Source organism: Lacisediminihabitans sp. (assembly GCF_036569425.1).
In the GTDB taxonomy this organism is placed as follows: domain Bacteria; phylum Actinomycetota; class Actinomycetes; order Actinomycetales; family Microbacteriaceae; genus Lacisediminihabitans.
Genome location: NZ_DATCQQ010000077.1, coordinates 1 through 15,425 on the forward strand (window position 1 = coordinate 1; position 15,425 = coordinate 15,425).

Sequence of the window (15,425 nt, forward strand, 5' to 3'; positions counted from 1 at the left end):
CAGATCGTCAGGGTGCATCGAACTGCCTGGAAGCCGTCCAGGCGTTTTCGAAAGGATGAGAATGCGCACGCTGGTCCTCAACGCGGGCTTTGAGCCCCTCGCCGTGGTGTCCTTCAAGCGAGCACTCGTGCTCGTGATGAACCAGAAGGCCACGATCATCGCGGCGGACGCCGAACATCCGGTCTGGGGCTCGTCCGGCTCCTACGATCGCCCGTCGGTGATTCTGCTCACTCGCTACGTGCGCATCCCCTCGACGAGGCTGATCCCGGTGAGTCGTCGCGGGGTGCTGCGCCGGGACGGGCAACGCTGCGCGTACTGCGCCGGCTCGGCGAACACGATCGACCACGTGCTGCCCCGTTCGCGCGGCGGCCAGGACTCGTGGGAGAACCTCGTGGCCTGCTGCCTGCACTGCAACAACGCCAAGGCCAACCGCACGCCGAGCGAGATGGGCTGGAACCTGCGGGTGCGGCCGAAGCCTCCGCACGGAACATCGTGGCTGGTGCGCGGTGTGGAACGTGCCGAGGAGCAGTGGGAAGTGTTTCTGGCACCCGCCGCCTGACCGCTGCGCCTGCCCCCACCCGCTAAACTCGTTGAACCAGCCTCTGTAGCTCAATGGAAGAGCAGTTCCGTCCTAAGGAAACGGTTGGGGGTTCGAGTCCCTCCAGGGGCACCAATATGTCAGCGATTGCGGTGAATCGGAAGTTCGAGTTCAACCCTGAATCGGACTCTCCTTGGTTTCATGGCCCAGTTGCGACCTGATGCGACTAGTGAGTTCCATTCGCTTGCTAACATCAGCATGCCTCGGGACGCACGCCACGGGCGAGAGGGCACGCATGACCGTCGCACCGGACCAGGACCTGGGGTGGTTCAGCGCGCTCGAGCACATCCTTCACGTTGAGCGCATCGACGGGGTCCCCGTCATCCACATCGGTGCGCCGGGACCCGTGCGGGCGGGCCTCGTCTTTCGAGTGGGAGTAGCCGATGAAGCGCTGCCGCAGAGGGGCCTCACGCACCTCATCGAGCATCTCGCGCTATACGGGCACCTCACCCCTGTCGGAAACCGCAACGGATCCACCGGCAGCACCATCACCCAATTCATCGTGTCAGGAACCGAAGAGCAGGTCGTCGCCTATCTCAATCATGTGTGCGGAGCATTGCGTGAGCTGCCGACGGAGCGCATGAAGCTGGAGAAGTCCATTTTGCGAGTGGAGGCCAAGGGGCGCGGATCCTCACCTTATGATCGGCACCTGGATGTGCGCTTCGGCGCAGACGGACTCGCGCGAGGGGCGTACCGAGAATTCGCCATCGACACGGCGGAAACAGACGAGGTGCTCGCCTGGGCTCGGCGATGGTTTGTCCGGGGCAATGTAGCCGCTTGGATCACCACGGACAGAATCCCCGCGGGTCTGGATTTGCGTCTACCGGAGGGCGAGCGTCGGACCTTCGTGACTTCGCCCACTCTGGTGGCGGTGCGTCCCGCCTGGTTCGAGGGGTACCCCGGTGCCGCACTCGTGGATGCTGTGGTGCCTCGGTCTGCCGCGGCGGTGCTGTTTACAGCCGCGCTGAACGAGACGCTGTTTCGCCAGCTGCGCATTGAGCATGGCTTCTCCTATGTCGCCGGGGCGCAGTATGAGCCTCTCGATGCCCACCAGGCCCGCATCAGTATCTACGCCGATGCGGCCGATGACGAGACCTCGAACATGGTGGGCGCGTTGGCAGACACTCTTTCGGCGCTCCGTGACGGCGAGTTCGATGAGACGGATGTCGCGCGGGCAAGAGAGCAGAAGCGGGAGAGAGCCCGAGAGATTGCGCGATCGCCGGAGTCCCTGCTCGGGGCCGCGGCCTACGGCTTTCTTCTGGGAGGCGAGCCGAATGCGCCCGGCGATCTATGGGAGTCGGGTAGTGGGGTGACTGACGCCCAACTGACGGCGGTCGCCAGCGCCTTCTGGGACGACGCGATCTGGCAAACGCCGACGACGCCCGACCGCGCCATAGGAGTGGGCCCGATCCCGGTGCGAACGGGTGCGTTCATTGGTGGAATTTCGTACTCGAACGGAGTGCCACGTGAGCGCGTCGTACTCGGCGACAGCGGTGTCTCGGTTGTGACGGGCGAACGCACTGACACGGTTCTCTTCGAGGAGTGCGCGCTCGCGGTGCGGTGGGACGACGGAGGGCGCTTGCTCATCGGGCGCGACGGTGTTGCAGTGAGTATCGAGCCAACGATGCTTGTCCGCTTTGGCCATCGTGAACTGCACCGGCTCGACGCCGCCATTCCGCACAACTCGGTCGTGCGGCTCCCGGCCCGCGCCGAGAACGCCATCCCGCAAATGCCGCTCGCCGCCACTCCACGGCGCGGACTGGGAGTCTGGGCAGTAATGGCCGGGGTCCCAACCCTAGCCCTCGCGGCGATGTTGTTGGGGATCGCAGTGGATGGCATGACCCTGATTACCCAACCCGGCCAATACGGCAGGGAGGACCTAACCTCGTCGGTGAGCACGTCGTTGGTGACCGGGATCGTGTTTCTCGTCGTCGGTGCCGCCTTCATCTGGGCCTGGGTGCGACGCCTGACCTGGGCTTACGGCCGAAGGCCTAAGAGAGTGTCGCCTTAGATCACAGGCGGGAGGATGACCGAATGACGCTGTATCCGCATCCCCTCAATCGGATCGCGAACGCAGGCCCCGCGGAATTTGTCAAGGTGAATGAGGCCAGCGTGAGTTTACGCAGCTAGGTTTGGGACCCCCTCGGCAACGTCCGGGTCCTCGACGGGTCGGTTGATCCATGCCGGGCCCGGTAACGCCAGGATCTTCGGATCCGTGGGCGTGGCAAAGCGTTCCGGGGTCGACAGTCTCGCCTGAGCGAGGACCGTCGAGCGGTCTGCGGCTTTGCCTGCCGCGAGGCCGTAATGAACGTCCGCGGGCGTGTTCAACCCGAGGCTGGTATGCCGGTGCGAATGGTTGTAGCCCTCGACGAACGCCGCCATGAAGACCCTCGCGTCGGTCAGAGATCCGAACCTGTCGGGGAACACCGGGGCGAACTTGAGGGTCTTGAACCACGACTCGGAATACGGGTTGTCATTACTCACCCGAGGCCTCGAGTGCGACTTCGTGACTTCTAAATCCGACAACAACACCGCGACGGTCTTGCTCGTCATCGACGTTCCCCGGTCCGCGTGAACAACCTGCGGGGTCCCATGAATCCCGAACGTCGTCCTCATCATCTCGGTCGCGAGGACCGCGGATTCTGACACGTAGGGCTCGGCATTGGTGGTTGTTGCTGGGGGAGAGGTCGGTCATCAGTTGCTCGAGTTTGTGGCGGCTCTCCTGCGAGGTGGTGAGGTCGATGTCGAGACTGATTTCGCCGCCGACGCGGACGAAGGTTGCCCACCCGCCGATGAGGATCGATGGCTCAAGGTCGTAGCCCAGCCGGTCGACGAGCGCGCGGATGACACCGCTCTCGTCTTCGTAGGGGTTAGGCACTGGTTCGCTGCTCCCAATCCGCGTCCGCGAACAGTTTCGCCTTGAGGGCGCGGGTGAACTCTGCTGCCTGCCATCCTGGGCTCGCCCACAGGTCGGCGTAGGTCTGCGCGAGACTGGCGTATCCGGACTTCCAGGTGCGTGCCGCCACCGGATCTTCGCGGAGGATGATGACCTCGTCTCCCGCAGGGAAGTCAGCTTGAGAGAGTGGGCGAGTTGTGTAGACGATCCGACGGCCGAGGTCGGCGACGGTGTTGCGGCCACCGAGGTAGTGCACTGCAGCGGTGCTGCCGCTAAGCGCGTAGTGGACTTCATCATCGTCGAGGAACGCTTGGGCGGCGGGCAAGGTCGTGGAGACCATGGTGTCGGCGCGCAGGTTGCGATGCGCCGCAAAGGCTTCAAGAAGCTTCTCCGGCGAGACGATCGTGTAGCCGCGACGCGAGTTCGGGCGGACAGCACCGATATCGACGAGTCGCCCGAGAGCCTGGTGGGTAGTTGAGGGCGCAACCGACGCAGCATCAGCGATGTCGCCGATACTGTTCCAATCGCGCTGACCGTCTAGCGCCGCATCTGCCAAAGTGCGCCAGACTATCTCCACGTTCTTCATCGCACCATGCTCGCGGGTTTTATATAAACATGGAAGCACGCATCTGTATTTATATGGATTGGTCGGAACGTCGCTCGCCCACCGTTTGCCCACAACTGTGGGCAAACGAACCAGAACCAACGTGGTCGCATTCAACGAAGAACGCTGAATTTCCGGGGAAGTTGAGCCAGTTCCGAATGATTTCAGCGCTGTGACGGGGGTTCGAGTCCCTCCAGGGGCACTTTGAATTCGTCAACAAAATGGCTGGTCAGAGGCCTATTTCAAGCCTCGGATGGCTCGGCAAATTGTTATGTATCAGGACATCGGTGACAGTTCTGCATCAATAGATCGGTGACCATTCCGCATCGCTTCGTGGTGACACTTCCCTTCAATGTTTGAGGGATGAGCCCCTTCGAACCTGTTGATCCTCGTGTCCGCCTCGCTGTTACTCAGTGGCCGCCTGACGTTCCACGGGGAGCGGTCAGCACCTTCTGCGCCGAGCACGGCATCTCCCGGAAGACGTTCTACGCGATCCGAAAGCGTGCGCTTGAAAGAGTTCTTCTTTGCGACACCCGCCGAGGTGCGCGAGGTCCTGATGTACAAGGTCGGGAACCTGCTCGAATTCCGAGAGCAGGCTGACGCAACTGAATACCTGCAGTCGGTGGGCCTGTGGCCGAACTCGGAGAGGACGGTTGGGCTGCCCCTTCGAGAGTTCCAGCCCGACTGAAATTGCTGCGAGCGTGGCCGTCGAGGCTTCCCTCGGGTCACTTCGCACCCCGCCTCCCCACGGCGGTCGCGCATCCCGAACTGGGGTAGGTAGATCGCCCCTGGCCGCTGTCATACACTCGCGGACTCGGCTAGCTTCGAGATGTCGCAGGGGGCGGCGTGACGGGGGACACAATGTCAGATCTGCGCGGGCGCGTTCCTGCTCAGGCCCTGATGGAACGCACCCTTCAGCTCCATTCAGCTGGTCCAGAAACACCAAGCGGAGAATCGCGACCCTGGTACGTCGGTGCCCTCGGCGAGATTGCCGTGGCTGGGCTCCTCAGTTCGCTTGGACCGGAGTGGACGGTGCTTCACTCGGTTCCGATCGGGAATGGCGAAACAGACATCGACCATGTCGTTATCGGGCCGCCCGGCGTCTTCACGATCAACACCAAGAATCACTCGGGGCAGGATGTGTGGATTGGGGGCCACGGACTATTCGTTTCTGGCAAGAGCACGCGCTACATACCTGCCGCCATGGATGAGGCTGCAGTCGCCGAGAGGCGCCTTTCGGCCGCTGCTGATCTGACAGTTCCCGTCGCTCCTCTCATTGTGCTGTTGAACCCAGGGGTGCGCACCGTCAAAGCCGAACCAGAGGGCGGCGTCCGGGTCGTTTCCGATGCAGAACTTCTGGACCTCCTTCGGGACCGTCCCGTCTTCAGCGACCAGCAGGTCGCCCGAATTGTTGAGGCAGCGATCAAGCCCGAGACCTGGCACGACAATCCTCGCCCTGGGTCGGACGGGGCTTCCTTGGCCATCCGGTTCAACGCGATCATGGCGCGGGACGCACAGTCCGCGCTTGCTGCTGCAGCCGTTGCGAACTCGAACCCCGCGGTTCGAGCCACCGCCCCGGCCAGAGCGCCGTGGCGCGCCCAGTTACGCTCGGCGCCACCTCCGCGTCGGTCCGGATCCGGTAGCCGTCGAAGGGCGAAGAAGTCATCAGCCGGTGAGGCACTGGCCAAACTGATCGTGCTGGGCGTCGCGCTATTGATCTTCTATGTCGGAGTACTGCCGGCAATGCAGGCAGCCGGACACCCCTGAATTCTCGACTGACTTAGAACGGCCGGAAGCGGGATGATTGCCGAGTGACCCTGTATCCGCACCTGCTCAACAGGATTGCGATTGCCTTCTCGACATTGGTTCTCGCGTGCATGGCATGGCTGTCACCGGGGCCATTGTGGCTGATAGTACCCATGCTGGTCGCGGAGGCGATTCTGAGCGTACGGTGCTATCGGATGAGCGTCACCTGCACCCCCGGCGTGCTCGTCGTGCGCGGAATTCTTGTGACTCGAACGATATCGAGGTCGGCGATCACATCCATTCCCGAAGATGCCCGCGCGGTTCCCCACGTGAACTGGCGCGATGAGAGCGGAAAGGACCGATGGAGCCCCATGTTTGTATTCGCCACACAGGAGAGTGAACTGTCTTTCACGCGTCGGGCCAAGATCGCGCAACTCGCGAAAATCCAGGCGTGGTTTCGCGCCGAACCTGCGGCGGTACAGACAGGCTCAGTTCCAAGCTGAGGGCAGTGACAACCGTTCCTCAAGTGACAATAGGGTGAGCACTTACCGATACTTAGACCAATAAATATCGGTATGCTGCCAGCATGCGGATATCTGATGCGCCCCATGAGGCAGCCCCCGCCTGGCCCGCTGTCGCGTTCGAGACGCTCCCGTGGCGAAGCGCGGCAGACGAGGGCCAGTCGCGACGTGCTGCCCTCAGGTCGCGCGGCCTGTACGAAGCGGCCGTCCCGCCCTTCATCGCGAACCTGCCACTTCCGCGCCTCGACGATGAAACCGCGGCCGCCGCCGAGGATGCCGTCACCGCCCTGGGCCGATTCGACGGCGAAGTGGGCGCGGTCGCGGCGCCGTTCTCGGCCATCCTGCTGCGAAGCGAAAGCGCCGCGAGCTCTGAGATCGAGCAGCTGACCGCGACCGCGAAGAACATCGCGCTGGCCGAACTCGGACGAGGCAGCGGCAAGAACTCCCGCTCCATCGTCGGGAACGTCCGCGCGATGGAGGCGGCGATCGACATGGCGAACGAGCTGGACGCCTCGAGCATCATCGCCATGCAGGCGGAGATACTGCGCGACGACCAGCCAGAGCTCACCGGCGGATGGCGCAAACAACAGGTCTGGATCGGCGGCGGATACTCGAACAGCCCGCACACGGCATCGTTCGTGCCTCCACATCAAGACCGAGTCCCCGATCTCATGAACGACCTGGTTGCTTTCGCGACGCGTTCGGATTTGCCGGCCTTTGCGCAGATCGCGATCGCGCACGCGCAGTTCGAGACGGTGCATCCGTTTCCCGATGGCAACGGACGCACCGGCCGCGCTCTGATCCAGGCGATGCTGCATCGGTTGGGGGTGACGCGCAACGTGACCGTCCCGGTCTCGGCCGGACTGCTTCGAGACACCGCCGGATACTTCGAGGCTCTGACGGCCTATCGGGCCGGTGACGTCGCCCCGATCATCCGCGCGCTGGCGGGCGCGTCGTTGGCGGCGGTCGTGAACGGGCGACAACTGGTCACCGACCTGACGGCGATACGGGTCGAGTGGGAGCGGGCCGCGTCCGCGCGCGCGGGAAGCGCCGGGCGCAGGCTGCTTGATGTGCTGCAGCGGCAGCCGATCATCGATGCGAATCTCGCCTCCGATGCGCTCAGGATCAGCGCCCGCAACGCGCAGGGTGGAATCGATCGCCTCGTCGAGGACGGCATCCTGCACAAGATCGGATCGGCCGAACGCAATCGCGCCTACGAGGCACGGGAGGTGCTCATCGCCTTGGACGAGTTCGCGGCTCGGGCGAAGCGCGTTCGGAGGGGCTGACTTAGCCGGCCCGTCTGATGTCTCAGGACATCGCGGTCTTCTTCGGTTAGACGAGGGGGTCGAACTGGAACTGACGGACCTCTTGCGAACACCGGCAGGCGACCGCGATCCTTGCGGCCCACTCCAGAGCCGCCTCCCTCGAGGGCACGTCGATGATCGCGAAGCCGCCGTTGAGCTCCTTCGACTGCGGGTAGGTGTCGTCGGTGACGGTGCCGTCACCGGCCACCATGACAGGCTCGACGTCCTCGTCCAGCCCGCCGCTGAAGATGTACACACCGGCAGCCTTTGCCTCCTGGATGACAGCATGGGCGTCCCTGGCGACGTCGGGAATCTCCTCCTCGGGGACGTCCATCGCAGCGCTGGGGAACGAAATCAGGTACCGCGTCATCCCACGACTCCTTTGTTTGGGCGGCTTCATCCGACGACTTCCATCTTCCACTGAGAGCGGCCCACTCGGAACCTTGTAGGAAGACGTGGAGCGTCACCGAGGACCTGAGGCAGAACCGTCAGCGATGTCCTGGGACATCGCAGACTCAGATGGCCCGGCTGTTATGTATCGGGTCCTTTGTTACACTGACCGTGTCGCTCGGACGGACCACATCACTTGGCGCGGCCGGAGGTGCTGGAACGTTGGAAGCCACTCCTGTTGTGCTGCGGTTGCCGTTTCGGGGCAGGTGGATCGCGCGAAACAGCCCGGCGAACCGTGTTCCTAGCCATGGCACTCATCTTTTCGGCACGACATACGCGATCGACTTCGTCTCGGTGAACGACCGCGGTCTTTCGGGAAAGCGGGGCTGGCGCTCGGTGCTGGCCACGGAGTCCCCAGAGGTCTTTGTCGGATTCGGCGCACCAATCCTGGCGCCGGCATCGGGCACGATCGTTGCCGCGGTCGACGGCGAGGTTGATCACGAGGCCCGCCGCTCGCAATTGGCGCTGATTCCGTACGTGCTTTCTCAGGCTCGACGTGTTCGGGAGGGTGTGCGCGCGATTGCAGGCAATCACGTGGTTATCGCGATCGGTTCGTCGGGGGCCTTTGTGCTCGTCGCTCATCTACGGCGTGGATCGGTGAGCGTCGCAGTTGGAGCAAAGGTCGAGGCGGGCGAGACCATTGGATCGTGCGGGAATTCGGGTAACAGCACGCAGCCTCACGTGCACGTGCAAGTCACGGACTCCACTGCCTGGCCGACGGCGCGCGGCCGGCCGATTATCTTTGAGCGCCCTCACGTCAGCGGTGACAACTGGCTGCCGAGGAACGGCGAGGCCTTCGACGCCTCATGAGTTGCCCCGGTATCCACATCCGAACAGGCTCTTGTCGCTTAAGGGCTTGCCTTAATTGTTTCTCGGACGACCGCGTGACAGGCTGCCACCATGAATGATTCGCAGATCAACGGACTGAGCGTCTTCGCCAATGGGGTGTTCCCGGTCGAACTTTCAGCCGGAAAGCGCATCAATGCAAGCCACCGAGTAGCGGTTCGGGCATCCGTGGATGTCTCGACCGGCGAGGTCCGGTTCTTCGTCGAGCCAGAAGCGATCGAGATTCTCAGGCGCGACACCGACGGTCAGTGAACTCTGACCGAGATTACGGCGCCGACGCTGGTTCTCGGCGGCGACCCCGACGGCTTCTACCCCGAGAGCTTCTTCAGGGCAACGACGCTTCGCATTCAATCGGCACAGTTCGTGGTGTTCCACGGGGTCGGACACATGACGACCCACGGCAACCATCGGCTCGCCGCCGACGTGCGGACCTTTCTTGCCGGCGAGCCTCTCGGCATCGAGCACCTCGGTAGGCATGGCCCCCTCGACGGTAAGTCGATCGAGCCGCCTCCATACTGGAGGAGTGCTCGAAACCGTCGGCGTGATCCGCGCGTGGCTGCGCGCTCACGGCCTGGCGCTCGGATTCGTCGTCGCGCTCACCGCGCTCTACTCGACTATCGCGATCCGGCTGCACCTGAGGGTGCACACGGGAGGCTATGACCTCGGCATCTTTGAGCAGGCGATTCGCAGCTATGCGGCGCTTCGGCCGCCCATCGTGGATCTCAAGGGCCCCAATTTCAACTTGCTGGGCGATCACTTTCATCCGATCCTCGTGCTCATCGCGCCGTTCTATGCACTGTTTCCGACACCGATCACGCTCCTCGTGGCGCAGGCGTTCCTGCTCGCGCTCGCCGCCTGGCCACTCGTGGCCTGGGCGCAGCGCACACTCGGTGTCGGTTTCGCCGCCGTGGTCGGCGGCGTGTACGGGCTGTCGTTCGGGATCGCCTCGGCGGTGGGGTTCGACTTTCACGAGATCGCCTTCGCGGTGCCCCTGCTCGCATTCTCCCTGAGCGCGCTCGGGGAGGGGCGGCTCAAGGCTGCTTCCGCGTGGGCGATTCCGCTCGTCCTGGTGAAGGAGGATCTCGGCGTCACGGCAGTCGCCGTGATCGGCGCCCTGATCGCGTGGCGGGGCGCGCGGCGACTCGGGATCGTCACGGCCGTGATCGGGGTTACGGCGTCGGCGATCGAAATGACGGTGTTGCTGCCCCTCGTCAACTCCGCGGGAAGTTATGACTACTGGAGCAAGTTCGCGGAGGGGCGCCCGATTCTCGACGAGGCGTTGACCTCCGTGGATGAGAAGCTCGGAACGCTCATGCTCACGCTGGCGATCACGGGATTCGCCGCCCTGTTTTCCCCCATCGTGCTGGTGGCCCTGCCGACCCTGGTCTGGCGTTTTGTGGGCGATGAACCCAACTATTGGGGAACGCGGTACCACTACAGCGCAGTGCTCATGCCGATCGTCGTCGCCGCGATGATCGAGGCGCTCGGGCGCTGGAAGCGGTCGGATTCCCGGCGCGCCAGGCGAGGCATCCGCGTCGTGGTCGTGGTGGGTGTCGCCATCACGCTGGCCACGATCCCCAACTACTCGTTCGCGCGGCTCTTCGAGCAGACCTTCTGGCAACCCAACCCGCGCATCGGCGCGATCGATGCCGCCCTGGCGAAGATTCTGGATGGCGCGACCGTCTCGGCGTCGGACGACCTGGTTCCGCAACTGACCGCGCGCGCCACCGTGACGCTCTTCGGGCTGGCGCCCCTCAACGCGATTCGACCGGATTGGATCGTCGTCGACCCGTACTCCACCAGGCATTTTCGGGTGCATCGCGGGCAGGAGCAGCGCGCCCTTGCCGAGGCGCGGACCCATGGTTACAACGTCGTGTTCCATCGGGACGGGATAGTGCTTCTGCACCGGTCGGGGTAGCCGCCGGGAGGTTTCTCGATTAGCAGAGGTGAGGTGCGGCTGAGGCGGTCGTCACGGAGCGTGGGGCGGGGGAGCGCCCGTGCTGGCCCGCAGCACCAGCCGCACGGGAACGATCGATCGCACGGGCACGATCGGTGCATGCTCGATCTCGTCGAGGAGGATCTCGATGCTGCGCTGGCCGACGAGGTCGAAGTCCTGGTGCACCGTCGTGAGGGGCGGCCAGAACGAGTCCGACTCGGCCATGTCGTCGAACCCCACGATGCTCACGTCCTGCGGAATCCGCCTCCCGCTCTCATGCAGGGCGCTCATGATGCCGAGCGCCATGGCGTCGTTCGCGGCGAAGACCGCGGTGATCTCCGGGCGGTGGGCAATCTCCAGCCCCAGTGCGTGACCGGATGCCGCGGTCCAGTCGCCGCGGAAGATCGGCGGAACCGGGCTGCCGTGCGCCACAAGGGTGTCGCGCCACGACTCGTGGCGGCGGCTCGCGGGGTATGACCCCTCCGGCCCGGCGACGTGCCAGACCGTGGCGTGGCCGAGGTCCAGCAGATGCTGTGTCGCCAGGCGTGCGCCCTCGGTCTGGTCGTTGTCGACGACGGGGTAGTCGGCGCGGGCGCCCGAGTCGACGACGACCACGGGCAGCCCCGGCGGCAACTCCACCTCCGAATTGTCGACGAGGTGCGCCTCGATCAGCAGGATGATGCCGTCGACCGCCTGCTCCACCAGGTTCGTGAAGGCGGAGCTCACCGCCTCCTGGGTCGGATCCCGCACCGGCACGAGCGTGATGGAGTAACCGGCTGCGGCAGCAGCCACCGTAATGCCGTCGAGCGTTCTCATGTTCCCGTAGGTGGACAGGGTGAACATGGTGATGCCGATGTTTCGGAAGCGGCCGGATCGAAGCGCGCGTGCGGCCTTGTTCGGCCGGTAGCCGAGCACCTGCATCGCCTGCACGACTCGGTCCCGAGTGGCCGACTCCACGTTGGTGAGCCCGTTCGCAACCCGGGAGACCGTTTGAGTCGACACTCCCGCGCTCTCGGCGACGTCCGCCATCGAGGGACCGCGGGCGGGGCGAGGTGCTCGCGAGGGAATCGTCTTGGTCATGGTGGCTTCATCCTAGGGCTTGCATGTTTACGTCAACATGCTAGGGTAACCCTGCGGATGTTGACGTAAACATCCGAGTGTTCGACGGGAAGAAACCATGACATCGACGTCCATAATCCGGCTGGCCGAGCGGGCCGCTCCGGCGCGGCGAAACCGCCGCGACTGGCGAGGCTGGGCCTTCGTGGCTCCGTTCCTGGTGGTGTTCCTCGCGATGATCATTGCTCCGGTGGTTTACGCGATCGGCCTCAGCCTGTTTCGCGAGCAGCTCTTCGGCGGAACCGTCTTCGTTGGCCTGAACAACTACCTCGCCGTCTTCCAGGATGCCAAGTTCTGGGAGGCCCTCGGCCGGGTGACCCTCTTCCTCGTCGTGCAGGTGCCCATCATGTTGGCCCTGTCGCTCACGACGGCGCTCGCCCTGGACAGCGCCCGACTGCACGGGGCAGCGTTCTTCCGCATCGCGATCTTCCTTCCCTATGCGGTGCCCGGAGTCGTCGCGGCACTGATCTGGGGCTTTATCTACGGCGACCAGTTCGGCCTCACCGCGGGGATCAACGATCTTCTCGGGGCGCACATCCTCGAACCGTTCAGCGCCCAGGCGATTCTCTCGTCGATCGGAAACATCGTCACCTGGGAGTTCATGGGCTACAACATGCTCATCTTCTACGCGGCCCTGCGCGTGGTGCCCACGGATATCTACGAAGCCGCGGAGATCGATGGCGCGGGCGCGATGCGCACGGTCTTCAGCATCAAGATCCCTGCGCTGCGCGGCGCAATCGTGATCGCCACCATCTTCTCGATCATCGGCAGCTTCCAGCTCTTCAACGAACCCAGCCTGTTGAAGATACTCAGCCCCAACGTGATCACCAGCTACTTCACGCCGAACATGTATGCCTACAACCTGTCGTTCGCCGGACAGCAGTTCAATTACGCGGCCACGGTCGCCATCGTGATGGGCGTGATCACCGCGGTCATCGCCTACGCCGTGCAACTGCGCGGCTCCCGGCGGGAGAACATCTGATGGCCGTCACCGCACTCGCCTCCCGTTCACCGCGCGCCCAGCTCAGGGCGGCGCGAAAGCGCGACCCTCGCCAGAGACGATCCGTGGTGCTCACCATCGTGATGGCCCTCTTCGTGCTCTACTTTGTGATTCCGCTGCTCTGGCTGATAATCAGCGCCACGAAGAGCCAGCCCGACCTGTATTCCACCTTCGGGCTCTGGTTCGGCAAAGACTTCAACCTGTTCCAGAACATCGTTGACACCCTCACCTACCGCGACGGCATCTTCGTGAAGTGGTTTGGCAACACGCTCCTGTACGTGGTGGTCGGCGCCGGCGGGGCGACCCTGCTCGCGACGGTTGCCGGCTACGGGCTGGCCAAGTTCACCTTCCCGGGCAAGCGGGCCGTCTTCGCCGTGATCCTCGGCGCCATCGCCGTGCCAGGCACGGCCCTGGCGGTGCCGACCTTCCTGATGTTCAGCCAGGTAGGACTCACCAACACGCCCTGGGCGATCATCCTGCCGTCCCTGATCAGCCCGTTTGGCCTCTATCTGATCTGGACGTACACGATCGACGCGGTACCGACCGAGCTGCTCGAGGCCGCACGGATGGACGGGTCAGGCGAGTTCCGCACCTTCTTCACCATCTCGCTTCGACTGCTGGCGCCCGGCGTCGTGACGGTGCTGTTGTTCGCCATCGTCGCAACCTGGAACAACTACTTCCTGCCGTTGATCATGCTGAGCGACCCCACCTGGTATCCGCTCACCGTCGGCCTCAGCCAGTGGAGCGCCCAGGCCTCCGGGGTCGCGGCTCAGCCGATCTACAACCTGGTGATCACCGGTTCGCTGCTCACCATCATCCCCATCGTCGCCGTGTTCCTCCTCCTGCAGCGCTACTGGCAGTCGGGGTTGGCCGCGGGAAGCGTCAAGCAGTGACGGGAGACCGCTGCTCGATTGTGCACCAACCCTCCCAGGGCGTCCTGCCCATCCTCATCCCGAAGAAGTGAAAGGAACACCATGAAGATCACGTCACGAACAGTGTCGTTGTCGCGTCGAATCGCCGCGGTTGTGGTCGTCAGCGCCCTCATCGGCACGGCCCTGGCCGGCTGCGCGAGCAACTCGTCAGGCACGGCCGGCTCCACCGATGTCACCGCCGCCCTCAAGAAGGGCGGAACCATCACCTACTGGTCGTGGACGCCCTCCGCCGAGGCGCAGGTCGCGGCGTTCGAGAAGGCGTACCCGAAGGTGCACGTCAAGCTCGTCAACGCCGGCACCAACACCACCGAGTACACGAAGTTGCAGAACGCGATCAAGGCCGGCTCCGGCGCACCGGATGTCGCACAGGTGGAGTACTACGCGATCCCGCAGTTCGCGCTGAGCAAGTCCCTCGTCGACCTCACGGCGTACGGCTTCGACTCGCTGAAGAGTGCGTACACGCCGGGCCCGTGGAGCTCCGTCAACGTGGGCGGTGGCCTCTACGGCCTGCCGCAGGACTCCGGCCCCATGGCCCTGTTCTACAACAAGACGGTCTTCGACAAGTACGGCCTGACGGTTCCCAAGACCTGGGACGAGTACATCGCCGACGCCAAGAAGCTGCATGCAGCAAACCCCGAGGCCTACATCACGAGCGACTCCGGCGATTCCGGCTTCACCACGAGCATGATCTGGCAGGCCGGCGGCCGTCCGTTCACCTCGAACGGATCCAAGGTGAGCATCAACCTCCAGGACGAGGGCAGCAAGAAGTGGGCCTCCACTTGGAACGACCTGGTCGACAACAAGCTCCTCTCTCCCGTTCCCGGTTGGAGCGACGACTGGTTCAAGTCCCTGGGCAACGGGAACATCGCCTCCCTCGTCACCGGAGCCTGGATGCCCGGCGTGCTCGAGTCCTCGGTGAAGGACGGTTCTGGCCAGTGGCGTGTTGCCCCCACTCCCGCCTATGACGGAAAGCCGGCCAACTCCGAGAATGGCGGCGGCGCCCAGGTGGTGCTCAAGCAGAGCAAGAATCCTGCCCTCGCGTCCGGCTTCCTGAAGTGGCTGAACAACAGCCCGGAGAGCATCAAGGTGTTCCTCGCCTCCGGCGGCTTCCCGTCGACGACCAACGAACTGAACTCGGACAGCTTCCTCGCGGATGCCCCGGACTACTTCGGCGGCCAGAAGATCAACGAGGTTCTCGTCCAGGGAGCGAAGGACGTCTCCACCGGATGGTCGTACCTTCCGTACCAGGTCTATGCGAACAGCATCTATGGAGACACCGTCGGCCAGTCCTACGTGTCCGCGGGTGACCTGAACGCCGGACTGGGAGCCTGGCAGAAGTCGCTTGCCGACTACGGCAACCAGCAGGGCTTCACCGTCACCACGAAGTAGCACCGCCTCGGTGTGCGGCCGACGGACCCAGCGGGTTCCGTCGGCCGCTCGCTGCGGCTACGACCAGCTCACGCCATAAGGACCGCG

The 15,425-nt window shown here is 64.1% G+C and carries 15 protein-coding genes, 1 tRNA gene and 2 pseudogenes; 13 read left to right on the top strand and 5 right to left on the bottom strand.

The genetic code is table 11. The features are described 5' to 3' along the window. The first annotated feature begins 61 nt into the window (after positions 1-61). The 3 genes from VIM54_RS13325 to VIM54_RS13335 all read left to right on the top strand — a co-directional run bounded on the left by VIM54_RS13325 (position 62) and on the right by VIM54_RS13335 (position 2,609). The gene (locus VIM54_RS13325) at positions 62-559 is read left to right on the top strand and encodes an HNH endonuclease (RefSeq protein ID WP_331902024.1); all 498 of its coding nucleotides are present in this window, start codon (positions 62-64) and stop codon (positions 557-559) included. 39 nt (positions 560-598) lie between these two features. Continuing rightward, a tRNA-Arg gene (locus VIM54_RS13330) sits at positions 599-673 on the top strand. Positions 674-833: 160 nt separating this feature from the next. Beyond that, positions 834-2,609 (top strand): insulinase family protein, encoded by a 1,776-nt coding sequence (locus tag VIM54_RS13335; RefSeq protein WP_331902025.1) that lies wholly within the window; start codon positions 834-836, stop codon positions 2,607-2,609. Between the two features lie 107 nt (positions 2,610-2,716). On the opposite strand, the pseudogene VIM54_RS13340 reads toward VIM54_RS13335, so the two are convergent. Then, a pseudogene (locus VIM54_RS13340) lies at positions 2,717-3,241 on the bottom strand (transposase); the annotation flags it as partial. A 227-nt stretch (positions 3,242-3,468) separates the two neighbouring features. After that, on the bottom strand, positions 3,469-4,080 hold the full coding sequence (locus tag VIM54_RS13350; protein WP_331902027.1) for a hypothetical protein: 612 nt from the start codon (positions 4,078-4,080) through the stop codon (positions 3,469-3,471). A gap of 381 nt (positions 4,081-4,461) precedes the next feature. On the opposite strand from VIM54_RS13350, the pseudogene VIM54_RS13355 reads away from it, so the two are divergent. The 5 genes and pseudogenes from VIM54_RS13355 to VIM54_RS13375 form a co-directional block, all read left to right on the top strand. After that, positions 4,462-4,605 (top strand): annotated as a pseudogene (locus tag VIM54_RS13355) (IS481 family transposase); the annotation flags it as partial. Between the two features lies 1 nt (position 4,606). Next, positions 4,607-4,786 carry a hypothetical protein gene (locus tag VIM54_RS13360; protein ID WP_331902096.1) on the top strand — a complete coding sequence of 60 codons (180 nt, stop codon included), beginning with the start codon at positions 4,607-4,609 and terminating at the stop codon, positions 4,784-4,786. A 173-nt stretch (positions 4,787-4,959) separates the two neighbouring features. Beyond that, positions 4,960-5,865: a nuclease-related domain-containing protein gene (locus tag VIM54_RS13365; RefSeq protein ID WP_331902029.1), complete on the top strand. Its 906-nt coding sequence runs from the start codon at positions 4,960-4,962 to the stop codon at positions 5,863-5,865. Between the two features lie 44 nt (positions 5,866-5,909). Further along, on the top strand, positions 5,910-6,347 hold the full coding sequence (locus VIM54_RS13370; protein WP_331902031.1) for a hypothetical protein: 438 nt from the start codon (positions 5,910-5,912) through the stop codon (positions 6,345-6,347). Positions 6,348-6,430: 83 nt separating this feature from the next. Next, positions 6,431-7,651 (top strand): Fic family protein, encoded by a 1,221-nt coding sequence (locus VIM54_RS13375; protein WP_331902033.1) that lies wholly within the window; start codon positions 6,431-6,433, stop codon positions 7,649-7,651. A 46-nt stretch (positions 7,652-7,697) separates the two neighbouring features. On the opposite strand, the gene VIM54_RS13380 is transcribed toward VIM54_RS13375, so the two are convergent. After that, positions 7,698-8,039 carry a YciI family protein gene (locus VIM54_RS13380; RefSeq protein WP_331902035.1) on the bottom strand — a complete coding sequence of 114 codons (342 nt, stop codon included), beginning with the start codon at positions 8,037-8,039 and terminating at the stop codon, positions 7,698-7,700. A gap of 260 nt (positions 8,040-8,299) precedes the next feature. Between VIM54_RS13380 and VIM54_RS13385 the strand changes: the two genes are divergently transcribed. Further along, a complete protein-coding gene (locus tag VIM54_RS13385; RefSeq protein ID WP_331902037.1) occupies positions 8,300-8,929 on the top strand; it encodes a M23 family metallopeptidase in 630 nt (209 codons plus the stop codon). Positions 8,930-9,082: 153 nt separating this feature from the next. Here VIM54_RS13385 and VIM54_RS13390 read toward each other — a convergent pair whose 3' ends face one another. After that, on the bottom strand, positions 9,083-9,442 hold the full coding sequence (locus VIM54_RS13390; protein ID WP_331902038.1) for a hypothetical protein: 360 nt from the start codon (positions 9,440-9,442) through the stop codon (positions 9,083-9,085). A 46-nt stretch (positions 9,443-9,488) separates the two neighbouring features. Here VIM54_RS13390 and VIM54_RS13395 point away from each other — a divergent pair, with 46 nt between their 5' ends. Beyond that, positions 9,489-10,883 (top strand): DUF2079 domain-containing protein, encoded by a 1,395-nt coding sequence (locus tag VIM54_RS13395; protein WP_331902040.1) that lies wholly within the window; start codon positions 9,489-9,491, stop codon positions 10,881-10,883. Between the two features lie 51 nt (positions 10,884-10,934). On the opposite strand, the gene VIM54_RS13400 is transcribed toward VIM54_RS13395, so the two are convergent. Further along, positions 10,935-11,981, bottom strand: coding sequence for a LacI family DNA-binding transcriptional regulator (locus VIM54_RS13400; protein WP_331902042.1), 1,047 nt, complete (start codon positions 11,979-11,981; stop codon positions 10,935-10,937). A 97-nt stretch (positions 11,982-12,078) separates the two neighbouring features. Here VIM54_RS13400 and VIM54_RS13405 point away from each other — a divergent pair, with 97 nt between their 5' ends. From VIM54_RS13405 to VIM54_RS13415, 3 genes are all read left to right on the top strand, one after another. Continuing rightward, positions 12,079-12,999 carry a sugar ABC transporter permease gene (locus tag VIM54_RS13405; RefSeq protein WP_331902043.1) on the top strand — a complete coding sequence of 307 codons (921 nt, stop codon included), beginning with the start codon at positions 12,079-12,081 and terminating at the stop codon, positions 12,997-12,999. After that, complete coding sequence (locus VIM54_RS13410; RefSeq protein ID WP_414673227.1) at positions 12,999-13,910, top strand: carbohydrate ABC transporter permease; 912 nt, start codon at positions 12,999-13,001, stop codon at positions 13,908-13,910. Before VIM54_RS13405 ends, VIM54_RS13410 begins: the two co-directional genes overlap by 1 nt. Positions 13,911-13,991: 81 nt before the next feature. Further along, a complete protein-coding gene (locus VIM54_RS13415; protein WP_331902045.1) occupies positions 13,992-15,338 on the top strand; it encodes a sugar ABC transporter substrate-binding protein in 1,347 nt (448 codons plus the stop codon). Positions 15,339-15,425: the final 87 nt, after the last annotated feature.

Bases quoted from the DNA above. Each gene is read 5' to 3' on its own strand.
- VIM54_RS13390 (WP_331902038.1), bottom strand. From the start codon at position 9,442: ATGCCTACCGAGGTGCTCGATGCCGAGAGGCTCGCCGGCAAGAAAGGT.
- VIM54_RS13405 (WP_331902043.1), top strand. From the start codon at position 12,079: ATGACATCGACGTCCATAATCCGGCTGGCCGAGCGGGCCGCTCCGGCG.
- VIM54_RS13375 (WP_331902033.1), top strand. From the start codon at position 6,431: ATGCGGATATCTGATGCGCCCCATGAGGCAGCCCCCGCCTGGCCCGCT.
- VIM54_RS13415 (WP_331902045.1), top strand. From the start codon at position 13,992: ATGAAGATCACGTCACGAACAGTGTCGTTGTCGCGTCGAATCGCCGCG.
- VIM54_RS13380 (WP_331902035.1), bottom strand. From the start codon at position 8,039: ATGACGCGGTACCTGATTTCGTTCCCCAGCGCTGCGATGGACGTCCCC.
- VIM54_RS13365 (WP_331902029.1), top strand. From the start codon at position 4,960: ATGTCAGATCTGCGCGGGCGCGTTCCTGCTCAGGCCCTGATGGAACGC.
- VIM54_RS13350 (WP_331902027.1), bottom strand. From the start codon at position 4,080: ATGAAGAACGTGGAGATAGTCTGGCGCACTTTGGCAGATGCGGCGCTA.
- VIM54_RS13400 (WP_331902042.1), bottom strand. From the start codon at position 11,981: ATGACCAAGACGATTCCCTCGCGAGCACCTCGCCCCGCCCGCGGTCCC.
- VIM54_RS13410 (WP_414673227.1), top strand. From the start codon at position 12,999: ATGGCCGTCACCGCACTCGCCTCCCGTTCACCGCGCGCCCAGCTCAGG.
- VIM54_RS13325 (WP_331902024.1), top strand. From the start codon at position 62: ATGCGCACGCTGGTCCTCAACGCGGGCTTTGAGCCCCTCGCCGTGGTG.
- VIM54_RS13335 (WP_331902025.1), top strand. From the start codon at position 834: ATGACCGTCGCACCGGACCAGGACCTGGGGTGGTTCAGCGCGCTCGAG.